Origin of the sequence: Methanosarcina mangrovi, from assembly GCF_052057765.1 — an archaeon.
Classification (GTDB): Archaea; Halobacteriota; Methanosarcinia; order Methanosarcinales; family Methanosarcinaceae; genus Methanosarcina.
The window spans coordinates 1534938-1551772 of record NZ_CP195120.1; the positions used below are offsets into that span (position 1 = coordinate 1534938).

The 16835-nt window shown below is 46.3% G+C and carries 22 protein-coding genes; 18 read left to right on the forward strand and 4 right to left on the reverse strand.

Going from position 1 to position 16835, the window contains the following annotated elements; genetic code table 11:
• The first annotated feature begins 2 nt into the window (after window positions 1-2).
• From fpoD to ACSAZL_RS07130, 12 genes are all read left to right on the forward strand, one after another.
• On the forward strand, window positions 3-1127 hold the full coding sequence (fpoD, locus tag ACSAZL_RS07075; protein WP_440948000.1) for a F420H2 dehydrogenase subunit FpoD: 1125 nt from the start codon (window positions 3-5) through the stop codon (window positions 1125-1127).
• A 5-nt stretch (window positions 1128-1132) separates the two neighbouring features.
• The gene (gene fpoH, locus ACSAZL_RS07080) at window positions 1133-2170 is read left to right on the forward strand and encodes a F420H2 dehydrogenase subunit FpoH (RefSeq protein ID WP_440948001.1); all 1038 of its coding nucleotides are present in this window, start codon (window positions 1133-1135) and stop codon (window positions 2168-2170) included.
• 3 nt (window positions 2171-2173) lie between these two features.
• Complete coding sequence (gene fpoI / locus ACSAZL_RS07085; protein WP_440948002.1) at window positions 2174-2584, forward strand: F420H2 dehydrogenase subunit FpoI; 411 nt, start codon at window positions 2174-2176, stop codon at window positions 2582-2584.
• Window positions 2581-2871 (forward strand): NADH-quinone oxidoreductase subunit J, encoded by a 291-nt coding sequence (locus ACSAZL_RS07090; protein WP_440948003.1) that lies wholly within the window; start codon window positions 2581-2583, stop codon window positions 2869-2871. Before fpoI ends, ACSAZL_RS07090 begins: the two co-directional genes overlap by 4 nt.
• Window positions 2861-3112, forward strand: coding sequence for a F420H2 dehydrogenase subunit FpoJ (gene fpoJ / locus ACSAZL_RS07095; RefSeq protein WP_440948004.1), 252 nt, complete (start codon window positions 2861-2863; stop codon window positions 3110-3112). Before ACSAZL_RS07090 ends, fpoJ begins: the two co-directional genes overlap by 11 nt.
• Complete coding sequence (fpoK, locus tag ACSAZL_RS07100; RefSeq protein ID WP_440948005.1) at window positions 3109-3417, forward strand: F420H2 dehydrogenase subunit FpoK; 309 nt, start codon at window positions 3109-3111, stop codon at window positions 3415-3417. Before fpoJ ends, fpoK begins: the two co-directional genes overlap by 4 nt.
• Window positions 3411-5429 carry a F420H2 dehydrogenase subunit FpoL gene (gene fpoL, locus ACSAZL_RS07105; RefSeq protein ID WP_440948006.1) on the forward strand — a complete coding sequence of 673 codons (2019 nt, stop codon included), beginning with the start codon at window positions 3411-3413 and terminating at the stop codon, window positions 5427-5429. Before fpoK ends, fpoL begins: the two co-directional genes overlap by 7 nt.
• On the forward strand, window positions 5429-6916 hold the full coding sequence (gene fpoM / locus ACSAZL_RS07110) for a F(420)H(2) dehydrogenase subunit M (RefSeq protein ID WP_440948007.1): 1488 nt from the start codon (window positions 5429-5431) through the stop codon (window positions 6914-6916). The genes fpoL and fpoM overlap by 1 nt, the downstream gene beginning before the upstream one ends.
• A 4-nt stretch (window positions 6917-6920) precedes the next feature.
• Window positions 6921-8396 (forward strand): F(420)H(2) dehydrogenase subunit N, encoded by a 1476-nt coding sequence (gene fpoN, locus ACSAZL_RS07115; protein ID WP_440948008.1) that lies wholly within the window; start codon window positions 6921-6923, stop codon window positions 8394-8396.
• A gap of 13 nt (window positions 8397-8409) precedes the next feature.
• Window positions 8410-8772: a F420H2 dehydrogenase subunit FpoO gene (locus ACSAZL_RS07120; protein ID WP_440948009.1), complete on the forward strand. Its 363-nt coding sequence runs from the start codon at window positions 8410-8412 to the stop codon at window positions 8770-8772.
• 662 nt (window positions 8773-9434) lie between these two features.
• Window positions 9435-9710, forward strand: a complete 276-nt coding sequence (locus ACSAZL_RS07125; RefSeq protein ID WP_440948010.1) for a hypothetical protein — start codon at window positions 9435-9437, stop codon at window positions 9708-9710.
• A complete protein-coding gene (locus tag ACSAZL_RS07130) occupies window positions 9667-10164 on the forward strand; it encodes a hypothetical protein (protein ID WP_440948011.1) in 498 nt (165 codons plus the stop codon). The genes ACSAZL_RS07125 and ACSAZL_RS07130 overlap by 44 nt, the downstream gene beginning before the upstream one ends.
• Before the next feature lie 330 nt (window positions 10165-10494).
• On the opposite strand, the gene ACSAZL_RS07135 is transcribed toward ACSAZL_RS07130, so the two are convergent.
• On the reverse strand, window positions 10495-10806 hold the full coding sequence (locus tag ACSAZL_RS07135) for a HepT-like ribonuclease domain-containing protein (protein WP_440948012.1): 312 nt from the start codon (window positions 10804-10806) through the stop codon (window positions 10495-10497).
• 36 nt (window positions 10807-10842) lie between these two features.
• Entirely contained in the window at window positions 10843-11175 is a 333-nt protein-coding gene (locus ACSAZL_RS07140; protein WP_440948013.1) for a nucleotidyltransferase family protein, read from the reverse strand.
• A gap of 143 nt (window positions 11176-11318) precedes the next feature.
• Here ACSAZL_RS07140 and ACSAZL_RS07145 point away from each other — a divergent pair, with 143 nt between their 5' ends.
• Window positions 11319-11474 carry a hypothetical protein gene (locus tag ACSAZL_RS07145; RefSeq protein WP_440948014.1) on the forward strand — a complete coding sequence of 52 codons (156 nt, stop codon included), beginning with the start codon at window positions 11319-11321 and terminating at the stop codon, window positions 11472-11474.
• A gap of 103 nt (window positions 11475-11577) precedes the next feature.
• A complete protein-coding gene (locus ACSAZL_RS07150; protein WP_440948015.1) occupies window positions 11578-11775 on the forward strand; it encodes a type II toxin-antitoxin system RelE family toxin in 198 nt (65 codons plus the stop codon).
• A gap of 170 nt (window positions 11776-11945) precedes the next feature.
• On the opposite strand, the gene hepT is transcribed toward ACSAZL_RS07150, so the two are convergent.
• A complete protein-coding gene (gene hepT / locus ACSAZL_RS07155) occupies window positions 11946-12371 on the reverse strand; it encodes a type VII toxin-antitoxin system HepT family RNase toxin (RefSeq protein ID WP_440948016.1) in 426 nt (141 codons plus the stop codon).
• Window positions 12355-12819: a type VII toxin-antitoxin system MntA family adenylyltransferase antitoxin gene (gene mntA / locus ACSAZL_RS07160; protein WP_440948017.1), complete on the reverse strand. Its 465-nt coding sequence runs from the start codon at window positions 12817-12819 to the stop codon at window positions 12355-12357. The genes hepT and mntA overlap by 17 nt, the downstream gene beginning before the upstream one ends.
• 87 nt (window positions 12820-12906) lie before the next feature.
• On the opposite strand from mntA, the gene ACSAZL_RS07165 reads away from it, so the two are divergent.
• The 4 genes from ACSAZL_RS07165 to ACSAZL_RS07180 all read left to right on the forward strand — a co-directional run bounded on the left by ACSAZL_RS07165 (window position 12907) and on the right by ACSAZL_RS07180 (window position 16814).
• The gene (locus ACSAZL_RS07165) at window positions 12907-13080 is read left to right on the forward strand and encodes a hypothetical protein (protein WP_440948796.1); all 174 of its coding nucleotides are present in this window, start codon (window positions 12907-12909) and stop codon (window positions 13078-13080) included.
• 302 nt (window positions 13081-13382) lie between these two features.
• Entirely contained in the window at window positions 13383-14060 is a 678-nt protein-coding gene (locus ACSAZL_RS07170) for a hypothetical protein (RefSeq protein WP_440948018.1), read from the forward strand.
• A gap of 246 nt (window positions 14061-14306) precedes the next feature.
• The gene (locus ACSAZL_RS07175) at window positions 14307-14792 is read left to right on the forward strand and encodes a GNAT family N-acetyltransferase (RefSeq protein WP_440948019.1); all 486 of its coding nucleotides are present in this window, start codon (window positions 14307-14309) and stop codon (window positions 14790-14792) included.
• Between the two features lie 357 nt (window positions 14793-15149).
• Window positions 15150-16814 (forward strand): right-handed parallel beta-helix repeat-containing protein, encoded by a 1665-nt coding sequence (locus tag ACSAZL_RS07180; protein ID WP_440948020.1) that lies wholly within the window; start codon window positions 15150-15152, stop codon window positions 16812-16814.
• Window positions 16815-16835: the final 21 nt, after the last annotated feature.

The following is a 16835-nucleotide window of genomic DNA, read 5'->3' on the forward strand; positions in this document are numbered from 1 at the left end:
AAATGGAAGAAATGCTTGAACCAAATGAAATGATCGTACACCTGGGCCCCCAGCATCCCATGCAACCCGGACCTTTCAGGTTAAACCTGAGGTTGAAAGGGGAAACCGTAATGGATGCTGATGTGGAACTGGGTTTCATTCACAAGGGTATTGAAAAAATCTTGGAGAACAAAACCTACCTCCAGGGAATCACGATAGTAGACAGGATCTGCTACCTTGTAGCCCTGACAAACGAAGAATGTTTTGTGGGCTGCACTGAAAAGCTGTTAGGCATCGAACCCCCGGAGAGAGCACAGTATATAAGGGTCATTTTAGAAGAACTCTCCAGGCTTCAGAGCCACCTGCTCGGCATGGGAGAGTTCGGGGAGTTCATCGGCTTTGTCTCCATGTTCATGTACACCATTAAGGAAAGGGAAGATATCCTTACCCTGATTGACATGGTCACAGGAGCAAGGGTCACTCACAGCTACCTGAAATTCGGAGGGGTTCGTGACGACCTGCCCGAAGGCTTCAAGGAAAAAGCCCTTCCTGTTCTGAACAATCTCAAGAAAGTCATTTCCGACTACGAAGAAATGTTCAATTCGGACAGGATTTACAGGGAAAGAACCGTCGGAGTCGGTGTTCTGACCGCAGATGTCGCAAAGAGCCTCGGGGTTTCGGGTCCTGCGCTGCGGGCAACGGGAGTCCCCTTCGATATCCGGAAGAACGAGCCTTACCTTGTGTATAAGGATCTCGACTTCAAGGTCTGCACGGAAACTGCAGGTGACTGTTTTGCCAGGGTGCAGGTCAGGCTTGACGAGATGCGGGAAAGCATCTACATCCTCGAACAGTGCCTTGACCAGATCCCGAACGGACCCCTCTTCCCTGAAGGCACCCCTTACGGCAGAAGGACTCCCGTAATGAGAGTTCCAGCAGGAGAAGTCTTCCACAGGGTCGAAGACCCGAGAGGCGAGATGGGTATGTACATGATCTCCGACGGTAGCGACAAGCCGTACAGGGTAAAAGTCAGAGGACCTTACTACCCGACCCTGCAGGCTCTGCCTCCATTGATCAAAGGCACAACAGTTGCGGACGTTGCAGCTATTTCAGGCAGCATGGACGGCTGTACCAGTGAAGCAGACAGGTGAATATCATGATAGAAATCCCTGAATTCATAATCCCCTTTATCCCCTGGATCCGCGGACTTGTGGGCCTGTCTCTTGTAGGAGCCATTTTCCTTGGAGCAATGGGTGCGGTCTGGATTGAACGTAAACTCTCAGCCGATATCCAGTTCAGGTACGGACCTTCAAGGGTAGGCAAGTTCGGGCTCCTGCAGCTGGTAGCCGATGCAATCAAGCTCTTTACCAAAGAGGATATGAGACCGAGAAATGCCGACCGCCTTCTCTTTGATAACGCTCCCATTTTCATGATGAGCTCGGTTTTCCTGATGCTTGTCGCAATCCCGGTGGGTGCGGTCTTCATCAACGGGGTTGAGTATCCCCTGGCTGTAACCGAGATGGATATCAGTGTCCTTTATATTGAGGCAATGTCTGCGATTACCATTTTCGGTATCTTCATGATTGCCTACGGTTCTAATAACAAGTATTCCCTGCTCGGAGCTTTCAGGAACTTCGCCCGGATGGTCGGGTATGAAGTGCCCCTCGGAATTACTGTTGTCAGTGTTGCTATAATGACCGGATCCCTGAACATAGTGGAAATTGCCAGCGCTCAGGGGTTGCTCTGGAATATCTTCCTGCAGCCGATCGGATTCATTGTTTTCTTTATTGCCCTTATGGCTGATATGGGAAGGCTTCCCTTCGACCAGAACGAGTCTGAAGAAGAGCTGGTCGCGGGCTGGATCACCGAATACACCGGAATGCGTTTCGGGCTCGGATTCTTTGCCGAGTATATCCACATGATCCTTGGCTCCTTCCTTGTTGCACTTCTTTTCCTCGGCGGCTGGAATGTGCCGGCTTTTGTTGCAAACAACCCGGTGCTCGGCCTTATCGCCCCGACAGGTTTCTTCCTTCTTAAAACCGTGCTTGTGCTGATGACCATCATCGGAATGAGGTGGGCTGTCCCGAGGTTCAGGATCGACCAGGTAGTGGATCTGAGCTGGAAGAAACTCCTGCCCCTGTCCCTTTTGAACCTTGTCTGGGCAGTGGGCCTTGGGCTCTATCTGGGGGCTTAAGATATGGTTCTTAAAAACATCAAATATGCAATTAAAAACATCCCTAAAAAACGCGTAACCAGGCTGTGCCCGGAAGTGGAAAGCCCGCTTTCCGACAGGTTCAGAGGGCTTCAGGTCCTCGACAAAAGCAAGTGCATAGGCTGTGGGATCTGCGCCAATACCTGCCCTAACAATGCAATCAAGATCGTAAAAGCCCCGATTGCGCCGGGCAGCAGCAAACAGCGCTGGTTCCCTGAGATCGACATAGGCCACTGCCTTTTCTGCGGGCTCTGCATTGACCAGTGCCCCAAAGGCGCTCTTTCCAGTGGGAAAGAATATACCAAAGGCATGGTGAAATGGACTCATAAAGACCTGCTCATGACTCCTGAAAAACTCGCAAGGGAAGTAGATATCGAGGAAGGTGATGAAAAATGATCGGACTTGAAACTATCGGAGCAGCTCTGGAAATGGCTGTCTTCGGGCTCCTTGCGCTTGTCATGGTCTTCTTTGCAATCTTTGTAGTTATTGCAAAAGACGTCGTCAGAGCCGGGCTTGCCCTGATCATGTGCATGTTCAGCGTTGCAGGACTTTATATCCTCCTGAATGCTCAGTTCCTTGGAGTTATCCAGGTGCTGGTCTACATAGGGGCAATCGGAGTGCTGATCCTCTTTGCAGTCATGCTGACAAAACGCCATCTGGGAGGTGGGTCCCGTGCGGATTAACCGACCTCTGGCTTTTCTTGTATCACTGCTCTTTGTCGCAGTAATAGTGACAGGAGCTTTCGGGACTTCCTGGCATACGGTTTCGGAACTCCCTGAGAACCCTGCCGACCCGAGCAACATCCAGGGCATAGGCATGTTGATCTTCACCCAGTATGTGGTGCCCTTCGAAGTTCTGTCAATTGTCCTGCTCGCATCCCTTATAGGGGCAATCTACATGGCAAAAGGGGAGGGCAACAGATGACTGCTATTCCGTTAACATTTTATCTGGGACTTGCAGCCCTGCTCTTTTCAATCGGGCTTTACGGCGTGATGACCCATAAGAGCGGTATCAGGATGATCATGTGTATCGAACTCATGCTGAACTCCGCAAACATTAACCTTGTAGCTTTTTCAAGCTATACGGACACCCTGAACGGGCAGGTTTTTGCCATATTCTCAATTGCCCTTGCAGCTGCGGAAGCAGCAGTCGGGTTTGCGATTTTCATGGCAATCTACAGAATGCACGACAAAATTAATCTTGATGAGCTTAACATTCTGAGGTGGTAAAAACGGCACTGGAAGAATTTGCATTTTTGATCCCCCTGCTTCCGGCACTGGCTTTTGCGATCACCTTCTTCTTTGGCAAGAAAATGCCATCCGGAGGGGCAATCGTTCCCATCCTTGCCATAGCCGCCTCCTTTGTAATCTCTTTTGCGATTACCCTCGGGCTGCTGGCAAACCCCGAAGAGGTCATAAGTCAGTCCTATTCCTGGTTTGCAGTGCTTGACATCGGAATATTAATCGACCCTCTGGCTGCAGTTATGCTGTCGATGGTCTCCTTTGTGAGCCTGTTAATCCACATCTACGCAGTCAGCTACATGTCCCATGATGCAGGAAAAGCAAGGTACTTTGCAGAAACCGCACTGTTCACCGCGGCAATGCTTTCCCTGATCCTCTCGGACAACATCCTGCAGCTCTTTGTTTCCTGGGAACTTGTCGGGCTGTGTTCCTATCTCCTGATAGGGTTCTGGTTTGAAAAGCCCTCGGCTGCGGCTGCTGCCAAGAAAGCTTTCCTGACAACCAGGGTCGGAGACGTAATGTTCCTTACAGGAATAATCGTGCTTACTTCCGATCTCCTGAAACTTGCAGGCGGCTTCCAGGAAGGAGTATATCTGCTTCGCTTTGACGAAATCTTCAGCTATATCCCCCAGCTTTCGGCCCTGCAGGCGAATATTTTCGGCTTTGAGGTAAGCCACCTTACTATTATCACCCTGCTCTTCTTCGGTGGAGCCGTAGGAAAATCCGGGCAGTTCCCGCTACATGTATGGCTTCCCGATGCAATGGAAGGTCCCACAACCGTCTCAGCCCTCATCCATGCAGCAACAATGGTTACTGCCGGGGTTTACCTGGTCGCAAGGACTTTCCCGATGTTTATCGCGGCCCCCGGTACCCTCATGGTCATTGCGTACCTCGGAGGCTTTACTGCACTCTTTGCAGGCACAATGGGCATTGTAATGAACGACCTGAAGCGTGTGCTCGCTTATTCGACCATCAGCCAGCTCGGGTATATGATGCTTGCCCTGGGCCTTGGGGCTACAGTAGGACTTGAAGCAGTCGGAGTTTCCCTTTTCCACCTGATCAACCACGCTTTCTTCAAAGCCCTTCTCTTCCTCTGTGCAGGCAGTGTAATCCATGCCGTCGGCACCCAGGACATGAGAGAGCTCGGAGGCGTCGCAAAGGTGATGCCGATCACTGCTGGAACCATGGCCATCGCAGCCCTTTCCCTTGCAGGCTTCGGGATTCCCGGAACCTCGATAGGGACAAGTGGCTTTATGTCAAAGGATCCGATCATTGAAAATGCATACCTTTTCGCAGAACACAGCGGGAACTGGATCCCCTATATCTTCGCAATTGCTGCAGCCCTCCTGACCTCTATTTACATCTTCAGGCTGATCTTCATGACCTTTGCAGGAAAGCCGAGAAGCGATTATCACGGGCATGAATCCCCCTCCATTATGACCGTTCCCCTCTCCATACTGGCCCTTTTTGCCCTTGTTTTCGGTTCGCTGACAAGGACCGGCTTTATGAATTTCCTTGAAGAAACCTTTACCAACAGTTTTGTGGACCTGAATATAGGAAACCTTGCAGGCATAGGCGGATACGAGCTTGTAGAGGCAGCCGGGCATGAACCTGTCTTAATCCTCTGGCTCCCGTTAATCATGGCCATTGCAGGTCTTGCAATCGCTTTCGTGATCTATTACCTCAGAGTATTCAGCCTCGGGCCTATAGCTTCCATGAAGAACCCGATTTACAGGCTGCTTTACAGGCGCTACTACCAGCACGAAATCTATACCGAGTTTTTCTCGATAGGTATAGTGTACGGAGTTATCGCTTTCCTTACACAGGTAGTTGATGTGATCGTCGACAGTATCGTTGAAGGAATCGGAATTCTCACGGTTGGAGTCGGTGAAGAACTCCGGAAGGTTCAGACCGGAGTTGTCCAGACCTATGCAACCGTCATAATCGCAGGTGTGAGCCTGCTGATAATACTCATTAAATTGATAATGGAGGTACTCTGATGCTGCCGGTCGCATCGTTGTTGATTCTGGTGCCGCTGATTTTCGCAGCTGTGACCTTTTTCACAAAAACAAAAGACCAGGCTGCAGGGCTTGGCCTTATCGGGTCCCTTGTGACTCTGGGCCTTACCCTTTACGCCTATCTGAACTTTGACAGCAGCACTGCTGCAATGCAGTTCTACGAATCCGTTCCGTGGGTTCCCTTCCTCGGGATCAATTATTCGGTTGGAATTGACGGCATTTCAATGCCCCTCATCCTCCTGAATGTAATCGTTATCCCCCTCCTGATCCTCTTCAGCTGGAAAGAAGACAGGGAATCCCCGAACAGGTTCTACGGGCTGATCCTTACCATGCAGGCTGCAGTCATAGGGGTCTTTGTGGCCCTCGACTTCGTAGTCTTCTACATCTTCTGGGAGCTGACCCTTGTCCCCCTCTTCTTCATCGTAAACATCTGGGGAGGAGAAAAGCGGGCTCATGCGTCCTACAAGTTCTTTATCTACACCCACGTTGCATCTCTGGTGATGCTGCTCGGGATCTTCGGGCTCTTCTACACAGCCCTTCACCAGACAGGGGTTCCGACCTTTGACATCCGAGAGTTGATCGCACAGTTCCAGTTCTTCGAATCCGGCCTGATGAGGGACGGAATATTCCTTGCAATTCTCTTCGGGTTCCTGGCAAAGCTGCCGACCTTTCCCTTCCACTCCTGGCTTCCGGATGCATATACCGAAGCCCCGACAGCAGGCAGTGTACTCTTTATCCTGCTCAAGATCGGAGGCTACGGGCTTTTCAGGATCTCCCTCCCGATGCTCCCAAGCACCGGGAACCCAAACCTGATGATCATGATGTTGGGCCTGCTTGGTTCTTTCAGCATAGTCTACGGGGCTCTCCTGGCTCTGAGGCAGAAAGACCTCAAGCGCATGATCGCCTATTCCAGTCTGAGCCACATGGGCTTTGTTACCCTGGGTTCAGCCGGCCTTGTTGCCCTGTCGGTTTCAGGCGCCATGTTCCAGCAGTTTTCCCACGGGCTTATCATGAGCATCATGTTCATGTCTGCCGGAGTAATCCAGACTGCCACAGGCACAAGGATCATTAACGACCTCGGCGGGCTTGCAAGGAAGATGCCGATGCTCACTGTAATCATGATGGTAGGCTTTATGGCATCGCTCGGGCTTCCGGGCCTGACCGGCTTTATTGCCGAGTTCCTGGTCCTGACCTTCAGCTTCGTGAACCTGCCCGGCTTTGTGGCAATTGCCCTGCTGGCAATAGTGATTACTGCAGGTTATCACCTCTGGGCGATGCAGAGGGCAATGTTCGGAGTGTACAATGAGAAACTCGGGAGTATCGGGGACATCAATACCCTGCAGGTTTTTTCAATGGGAGTAATCGCCTTACTCGTGCTTTATTTCGGCCTGAACCCGAGTCCGGTGCTTAATATGATGATTAAGAATTCGGAAGCAATAGTCAGCCTGGCGGCTGTCATGGGGGTGTGAGAAAATGAACGAATTAATGTATCTCGCGCCTGAAATCGTAGTGGTTGCAACCGGCCTTGTCGTACTTCTGGCCGGAGTCTTCCTTTCCCCTCAGTCCAAGAACGTACTGGGTTACCTGGCAACCCTGGGAATCCTTGCAGCCCTCTTCCTGACGGTTAAAAGCTTCGGGCTCCTGACAATGCAGGGCTTCCAGATCGGATATTCGATCTTCTCTGAAGCTCTTAATGTCGATGCCCTCTCCCAGTTCTTCAAGCTGGTCTTCCTGGCAGTTGCTCTGATCGTTTCGATTGCCGCAATCAAGTACAATGAAAACAGCGACCACACCGAAGAGTTCTACACCCTGATGCTCTTTGCAACCTTCGGGATGATGATAGTGGCTTCCGCAAACGACCTTATCGTGCTCTTCGTTGCCTTTGAACTGGCAAGCCTTGCAACCTATGCGCTTGCAGGCTATGAAAAGCAGAACCCGAGGTCTCTCGAAGGAGCCATGAAGTACTTCGTGATCGGCTCGGTCTCTGCAGCCCTCATGCTCTTCGGGCTTTCTTTTGTCTACGGAGCAACCGGCACTACCAGCATCCCCCTGATTGCTGCAAACCCCGGGCTCCTGATAGAAAACCCGATCGGGCTTGTCGCAGTCGTGCTGCTGATTGCAGGTTTCGGCTTCAAAATGGCCCTTGTGCCCTTCCACATGTGGGCTCCGGATACCTACCAGGGGTCCCCTTCCGTTGTTTCTGCCCTGCTTGCAGCCGGGTCCAAGAAGATGGGTTTCGTGGCAGCCTTCAGGATTTTCATTGTGGCTCTTGCAGCCCTGCAGCCTGACTGGCAGCTTGCTTTTACCATCCTGGCAGTTATAACAATGACCTTCGGAAACATTGTTGCAGTTGCACAGACCAGTGTAAAACGCATGCTTGCCTATTCCTCCCTGGCCCAGGCAGGATACATCGCAATGGCTTTTGCCGTCATGACCCCGGTGGCTCTCGGAGGGGGCATCATGTACGCCCTTGCCCACGCCTTTATGAAAGCAGGAGCCTTTATTGCAGCCGCAGTCGTGGTCTGGATGGTTACTTCGGAAAAGAAAGGCAACCTCGATGTCCCTGACCATCTGGACAGCTTCAGGGGTCTCGGAAAGAGAATGCCTCTGGCAGCCCTTTCCATGACGGTTTTCGTCTTTGCCCTTGCAGGCATCCCCCCAACTGCAGGTTTCATGGCCAAGTTCGTGCTCTTCTCTTCAACTATCCAGGCAGGCATGATCTGGCTTGCAGTAATTGCAATCCTGAACAGTGCTCTTTCACTGTTTTACTACGCACGGCTTGTGAAATACATGTACTTCCTGCCCCCCGAGGGTAAATCCGTCAGCGTTCCCTTCCCATACGCAGCCGCCCTTCTGGTTGCAGTGGCAGGCGTGCTGGTAATGGGCATCTGGCCTGACCCCTTCATAAAATTGGCTATGGAAGCAGCAATGGTACTATTACCATTATAAGGAGGTATGAGAAATGACAGATTGTGATCTTTGCGGGCGTGCGATCCCGACCGTCATCCCGGTCCGGGTTATCCGCCCCCTCCTCAAATTCGCCTACCCCAACGGCGTCTGGAAAGGCCTCTGTGAGCCCTGCCTAGATTCCGCCCAGAAAACTTACTTAACGGCAAGCAAAAGCAAGGACTCATGCAGAAAAGGCAAATGCGCCCTCTGCGGAGATAAAACAGGAGTTTTCCCTGCGGAGCTGCAGATCCCGGATTTTTCAAAAGGGGTTGTCAAGAAAAAAGTGGATCTCTGCTACAGGTGCCTGAAAGGAGTTGATGAGGCTTATATCAGGTATAAGAAAGAGATGATTGAGGAACAACACGCACATCATTAAGTAAAAATCGAAGCTGCTTTTTAAAGGCGGCTTTATTTATTTTCTTTTTTTCGTTTTTGGTGAGGTGCTTTCTTAGGAATGGAGGCACTTTCATTGAATTTTACTTTTTTCGGTTACTGTTTTTTGTTTCCTGGATTAGAGGCAGTTTAATCATTTGCATCACTTGGCAATAATTTCCATATTCTTCCATTTATATGCCTGTGATTTGAAAACATAATTGCTACCCATAATATTTTTTAAATTAAATTTCTATTTTTTATAATATAATAGTAAGAAAACGAAAGCTTTATCTATTCTTTTCAGAACTTAACTTTGACAAATATTTTATTAATTATATACATATTTTTTCTATGTATACTGTAGGCAGGGTTCGCAAAAGTATCATAATATATAATATAAAGGCGAGGTCGGGAAAGAAATCTGGTTCTATAGAATTCACGGTTTAATGGGAAAAACGGGTACGGTTTTTCGGGATGAATCTCGGATAAGAAAATTTCAGTGAATTATGGATTTGATTAGTTTTTAAAATGCGAGGATAGGACTTTGGAGATGATTCTGTAGAAGAAGGTTCTCTTATAACTTCCCATACCTACGCCGATGATGGTGCCTATACAGTCAATTTAACCGTAACTGACGAAGAAGGGAATTTCGGAAATGACACATTGCTGGTTACTGTAAATAACGCCATATCAGTTGTAGACTTCGGTTCTAATCTTGAAGTCACAGCCGGCGATCTCGTCTCTTTCTCCGCCACATTCTCAGACCCCGGCTGGCTTGACACCCACACCTCCGAATGGAATTTCGGTGAAGGACCTGTTGAACCTGGCTCTATCTCTGAAGAAAACGAGCCCCCTAATTCCACAGGTACGGTCTCAGGGAGTTTCAGTTCTTTCGATGCCGGAGATTATACTGTATACTCTCAATGTCTCAGACGATGACGGTGGAATAGGGCAGGACCAGCTAACGGTCACGGTTCTTCCGATTGTGGCAGCAGTTGATATCAACCCCGACACCCTGAACCTGGGAAGCGGCGGACAATGGGTCACTGCGTACATCGAACTTCCTGAAGGGTATGATGTTGCCGGAATCGATGCATCCACTGTGCTCCTGAATGATGCAGTTTCGGCGATTACGGATCCGAAGTATGAATTCGTTACCAATGAAAGCGAATACCTTCAGGACTTTGATGGGGATCTGATTCTTGAGAGGATGCTCAAATTTGACAGGGAAGAAGTCGAAGCCATCCTCGAAGCCGGAGAAGAAGTTACAGTTACTCTAGTGGGTAAAGTGGAGTATGATAATGGAATTTCTTCAGGCATGGCAAGTTTTGAAGGGAGTGATGTAATAACGGTGATTGAAAAGGACAGTGAGAAAGATAAAAAAAGCAAGTAAGCGTTATTTAAACGTATATTTTGGCAGTGTATTTTGGCAAAAAATGCGGGTTCAAGTAGCCCGCTACTTCATTTTTTGTTCAGCTTTTTTTCAGGTTTCTGGAATGTTTTCAGGTTCTGGAGCTTGAAGAATCGGTCTATGACGTCTTTGCTTCCCTGTCGGCCGGGATGCCTTCGGAATGCAAGACTATTGGGACTTGTGATGAACTGATAGCATCAATTACGCTGCTTCAGGAAGAGAAGATAGTTACGAGAGATGAATATTTAAAAAAAATTCCAAAATTTGAAGTAATCAGCTATTGAAAAGTGATTCAGTTAAAAATGTGGAAATTCATTCGAAGTCTTTTTCTTTCAGTATCTTTTCAATATCTTTTTTCAGTTCAGGCAACCTCTCGTTAGCTGTTTTCCACACAACATTCAGATCCACACCGAAATAAGCATGGATCATCACATCGCGAGTTCCTGTAATTTTTCTCCAGGGAACAGATGGATGTTCCTTTCCTATTTCATCAGGAATATGTTTTACAGCCTCTCCTATAATTTCAAGGGTGTGCCTGACGGCAAAAGTGGTTTTTTCGTCGGAGACGAACTCATCAAAATCCATTCCTTCAATAAAACGCTCACAAACTTTCAATGGTATCAAGAATATCCTGCAGGTAATCTCTGATAGTACGTTCTGTCATACCTGCACAACCTCTTCAAGAATTATTTCTCCAATTCTGGGTTTCAGTGCATTTTTCATAACAAGATCAACCTTTACTCCCAGCATATCCGAAAGATCCTGTTTGAGCCCGATGAATTCAAAGAGGTCAGGTGTTTTGGAAAATTCTACCAGAACATCGAGGTCACTATCTTCTTTCTGTTCCCCGCGGACATAAGATCCGAAAATCCCCAGATAGCTGATGTTATATTCTTTTGAAAGTTCCGGCAGGTGTTGTCTTAGAATTTTTGTGAAATACGCTGTATCTTTCTCTTTTTCGCCCGTTGGTACTGAAGTGGTTTTGACGGTCATGTGACATCTCAGGTCCTAGAGTTTAATTGTTATTAGCAAAAATACTCCTAATATACTTTCACGTTCTCTATTTATAAGTAAGTCGTAACCTTATCCGGAATCACCCTTTTGTCAAGAATATTCGACTTGCAGTCAACTAGTGTATGAAAAGGGTTATACTTGAAAGGAAGATTAACCGGATAAAGCAGACTTCGGTTATTTCTAAAAAAGGTGATAATATGACCGATGCAAATGGAGAACACGTGGTTAATGAAAATGGAGAAAAAAACGGCAATTATTCTTCCGATAGAGAGAAATGAAAAAATGAAAGAAGATCTCCACGATCTGCTATCGTTGCAGAAAGACGTAACGAGAAAACTATTAGTTTTAAAGAGATGAAAAGAAAATTGTGAAGTCGGAGCAATGGCAACTTATACCATCGATTTCAAGTCCAACGTAGAAAAAGATTTAAGGAAAGTGCCAGAAGACAGGCTTCCTGATATCCTCAAAAAAATTGAGGAACTTGCAGATGTGCCTCTTCCTGTGGATTCAAAAAAACTTTACGGGGCTGAACATCTGTATCGTGTTAGAATTGGAGATTACAGGATATATATGAAGTAGTGCACAAAACAAAGACTGTAACCATTTTTTACGTAAGGAATAAGCGTTCTGCTTATCGTGGATTATAACTCATTTTCACTCTGTCCTTTCTTCTAAATGTACTCCCACACATACCCTGCATATTCAATCAGGTGGAAGCTTATAATCTGAAGAAAATTTTGAAATTTACTTTATTCTCCAAGTTTCTCTGCGTATTCTGCAGCATAAAAGGCAAATGTGTCGAAGTCTTTCAGGTTTTCAGCAAGCAGTTTTCTTAACACATCGAGATCCACTTCTTCATAAATATGAACCAGAATATTTCTGAAACCGGCGGCAAAAGCAAATTCCTCTGCGAACTCTTTCGGAATTATCTCGTGCCTGCCCAGGATTCGGAATACACTCCTGTAGTCTTCAGGCCTTTCAAGCCCCTCTTTTGAGATGATGATTTCCCCTATGTCAATGGCACATTCAATTGCAAGTTGAAAATTTCTCTCGACTGCGGAACGCTTCTCATAGTTGCTTTCAAGGCCCTTACTTTCGGGATCTATTGATTTCAGGTAGTCTACGCAGCGCTGCATGAAGTTTAATTTCCTAAAGATCTTATCTGCCACTGACATCCTGAACGCTCCTCTTCTCCCTGATTCTTTTCAGTAGTTCCCTGTTTAAAAAGTCTTCATGGTATTTCCGGTCAAGGTATCTTGACATAACTTGCTGCTCCACATCCAGTTTCAGGTCTTCGTTTCTGACAAATAACGGCACATTGGGCCTTATGACTTCAAAATTAATAACGGGTGCAGCATCATTCATCACAAGAAGGTCTACATTATCAGTCCGGAGGAGAGATGAAAGTTCTCCCATCAGTTCCAGGCGCTTTTCGATTCGTTCTCCTTTTGTAAGTTTGCCGGAAAGGTACACAGCTATATCAATATCACTAAGCGGTCCTTCTGTGCCTTCTGCTGTCGAACCGAAGAGGTATGCAAGTTCTACATATTCCCTTGACTTAAAAAATTCCGGAAGCACATCACATAGGAGCTCTTTCTTTACCTTTTTCGTTTGAAGACCCATTGTATTTTCCCTATGTCCTGTTCTTTCAAATATGTTATGTTGTAAGAAGAGCCAGACTTTGCAGATTGCGACCTATGCGGAAAAGTAATCCCGACCGTCATCCCGGTCCGGGCTATCCGCCCCTCCTCAAATTTGCCTACCCCAACGGTGTATGGAAAGGCATCTGTGAGACTTCCGGCCTCTGTGAGATTTCCCTCGATTGCGCCGGACCAGCCTGCGAACAGAATATCGAGTAAGGCTGCTTCTTGCGGCTTTCCTTAAGGTATTTTGCTGTTTTATTTTAGGTGGTTTATTGTTTTATTTTAACTTGGGCTATATTATACTCAGATTATAAATCTTTATAGATCGTTTGAATTTAAAAGTCAGGGAGTACCAAATAGTTAGATGAATTGGTCAGAAATTCTTTATAACAAAAAAATCATACAGTTGTGCGAAAAAAGTTGAAATTTTCTTACTGCACAGGAGATCAGGAAATCAAAGACCCCTTGCAGACTCAAATATAGACCTAAAAAATAGGCCTGAGGGTGAAACACGTTTGTTTTCTTAAATTCGGGGCCAAGCAAATGCTTCACAAGAAAATGAGTAAAAGGATAGCTGTGTTAATATTTTTTATAGTTGCTCTTGTCGGATTATGGTTTATTTTTGACATCCTTTCAATCGGCCCGGGACTGCCACCTTCAGAAGCAATGCCTAAATGGTACATCCCCGGAGGCTGGCAGAGAAATGCACATGATTGTACATCACTTTTTCCAGAGATTTCCCCTTACTGTAATGTAGGGAATTACTCCGGAGGAAAATCAATAACTGTCTGGTATTTTGACGACGAGTCTGAATTCGTAAAAGGAGAAGATACTCTTTATCGTTATCTTGAAGAAAACGGTGATGAATTCCGGCAGGAACTGAATATTAGTACAGAACTTCATGACGAAATTGCAAGGCGTGAAGCTGATAATTCCTGGAGGCCTACTTTTGGCCTTCATTCATTTAATGCAACAGGGTATGAAAGTCCTGAAACGTCAGGATATTTTCTGGTTTACAAGAGACCTTTCCTTAAAGAGAGAGAAGATTATTTCATAGTTTATTACGGGGTCAGGAACGCAACGAATCTCACGGAAGAAACACCCGCGCTGAAGAGGTTGATTGCAAAATCCTACTATCTGTCCAACGAAGAAGGAAAGGTTGATGGATTAATGGTGAGGGATAAAAATGGAAAGGGCAATTCGTTACTTCCATGGTTTTAACAGGAACATCCGTTCCTAAAAAATATTCTCGATTGATTGTGCCGGCTAAAGGGTCTATAAAAGCAGTTTTTGAGTTTTGGGATTGCTTCAGGACTATTTTCCATTAGCCGTATTTTTCCCATAATTTTAGTCCAGGTAGATTATTGGGTTTCTCAGTGGATTCAAAACTTTGATCACCTTGAACCGGGTACATAAGCATATTAAAAGAATGTTATCTCCCCGGATGTAGTTAAAATAGATTTTGAATTGCTAAAATGGGAAAAATCCGATGCTGAAAACTTTTTCAAATACTCCCAAAATCCAAAGGTCGCAGAAAATATGAGGGATACTTTTCCTTCTACCCTGGAGGATTGCAGAAAAGCCGTAGAGAGTTTTGGTTATAGCGATGAAACACAACAATGCTGTCGGGCGATTGTTGTGAATGGGGAAGCGGTGGGGTGCATTGCCATATTCTTTAAAAACGATGTTTACCGTAAGAGTGCAGAAATCGCATACTGGCTTGGCGAACCTTTCTGGGGCAGAGGGATTATGAGCAGGGCAATAAAAGAACTCTGTCAGATAGTTTTTGAACAGTATGATATTGTTCGGATATTTGCCGAGCCTTACGCACACAATACAGGCTCAAGAAAAGCCCTTGAAAAAGCCGGATTTGTTTTAGAGGGCATAATGAAGAAAAGTGTTTATAAGAACGGCAGATTCTTTGATTATTGCATGTATGCTCTTGTGAAATAACTTTTTATTTAGGAGCAACATACGCAAATCCGCCTTTTTAGGGGAATTTGTTTGCTTTCTTTTCGGTGTTTTATCTATCTTTTACCGGAATATCTGAGCGATCCTTTTTAATCTTTGTTGCAAAATCTCACGATTGGTAGCCACCTTTTCATATTGAAACAAAGAAACAGTTGATATATATAGTAATGAATTTGATAGTATTATTAAATAAATAATAGTCATTATAATTAATAGTCACTATGCACAGGAACTTTCGGTTCAAAATTTATCCAATCCTGAACCGGCGGGGCTGTGTAAAGTATCTGGGTGGGGGTAGTTCTGAAGATCATTCTTAGCGGAGATTGTTTTACCAGGCTGATGAGTGCAACGTTGACTATTGCTTTGCTTCTTGTTTCTGCAGGTGCCGGGAGTGCGGAGGTTATTTATGTGGAACCCGGAGCTTCAATTCAGGCAGCTGTCAATAACTCAACAACCGGGGACCTCGTAATCGTGAAAGCCGGGGATTATGAGGAAAATATCATTGTCAATGTTTCGGGGATAACAGTCACTTCTGAACCTGAGAACCCTGACAGCGTGCTTATCCGGTCAGAGGATGAAAATTCCAGCGTGTTTCATGTAAAAGCAGATAACGTGACTATCAGCGGTTTCAACATAACAGGGTCAGGTGAGGTTTTCAGTTCCTTTGAGGCTGCCGGGATCACAAATTCTTTTAGCTCCAGAAGCTCGGGAAGACTTAACGGGACTTCGGGGACGGAAGCCAGACAGGCTTACGGTTCCGGGGCAGGAGAGATTTTTGTCTCCAGATGGAACGGGGCTGGTTGTCCTCCGGCAGGGATCTGCCTTGACCAGGTTGAAAACTGTACGGTAGAAAGAAACAATATTTTTGAAAACCGTTATGGAGTTTATCTGCAGGGCTCCGAAAACATTACAATCTCGGAGAATAGCTTTTCCCGAAACGGCATCTGGCTTGATGAAGGAAGCAAAAAGAACATGATGATTAACAATGCCATTGACAGAGGGTATATTATCATTGGCGCGCACAGCTGGGACAATATAATATTTCAGAACAGGCTCTCAAACGGCGGGGGGATAAGCATTGCCTGCTGCGGAGGAAGCAATCTCGTTTCAAAGAATGAGATCGTAAATTGCAGCAACGGAATTGATATGTATGACACCCAGGCGAGGACTGTCCTTCGTGACAACCGGATTGCAAACTGTGAAAACGGGATTTACCTGATTTTCGTCTTTGATGCCAGAGTATATAATAACACAATTTCAAACAGCAGCAAGGGTATCTATTTGAGAGAGGAATGCCACGATAACGAGCTGTTCAACAATATGATAACTTACAGTAACGAATCAGGCATCCTGCTGGACTACAGTACTGCCAACCGCATCTACAATAACTACTTTAACAACACCGTAAATGTGAAAGCCGAGAACAGTGAAGGAAATATCTGGAACACTACAAAAACTCCGGGAGAAAATCTTATGGGAGGTCCCTACCTTGGCGGAAATTTCTGGGCTGACCTTAACGGAACCGGTTTTTCACAGACTGGTAAAGATTCGGACTCGGACGGGATCTGTGACCTGCCTTATAACGTCAACGGGAGCGACTTCGACTATCTCCCGCTTGCCGAACCCCCTTCAATGCCCTCAGTGGACCTTACAGTAATAATAGGGACGCCTGAAGCAAACAAAAAATCCGATGTCTCCATAGAGCTTGCCCTGGGCAGCCTGGATTTCGGAGCCCTGCTCCCCGGGCAGGCAAGTAACCCGCAGGTTTTGAACATAAAAAACACAGGAAAAAGCGATGTGAAAGTTACGGCTAAGATCGTAAACTCTTCGGATTCGGTTTTTTCCGAAGGTATCTATCTTTCCTCTCATTTCTGGCCTGATTTCTCAGAAGTAATTTCAAACGGCACCGGTAAAGATGTTGAAGTCGTACTTAACATTCCGGCAAACTATTCCGAAAACGGCATGAAAAAAGGGTCTATTGTTTTCCGGGCTGAGAAGGTTTGAGAAGTTTACCCTTTTTCCTCT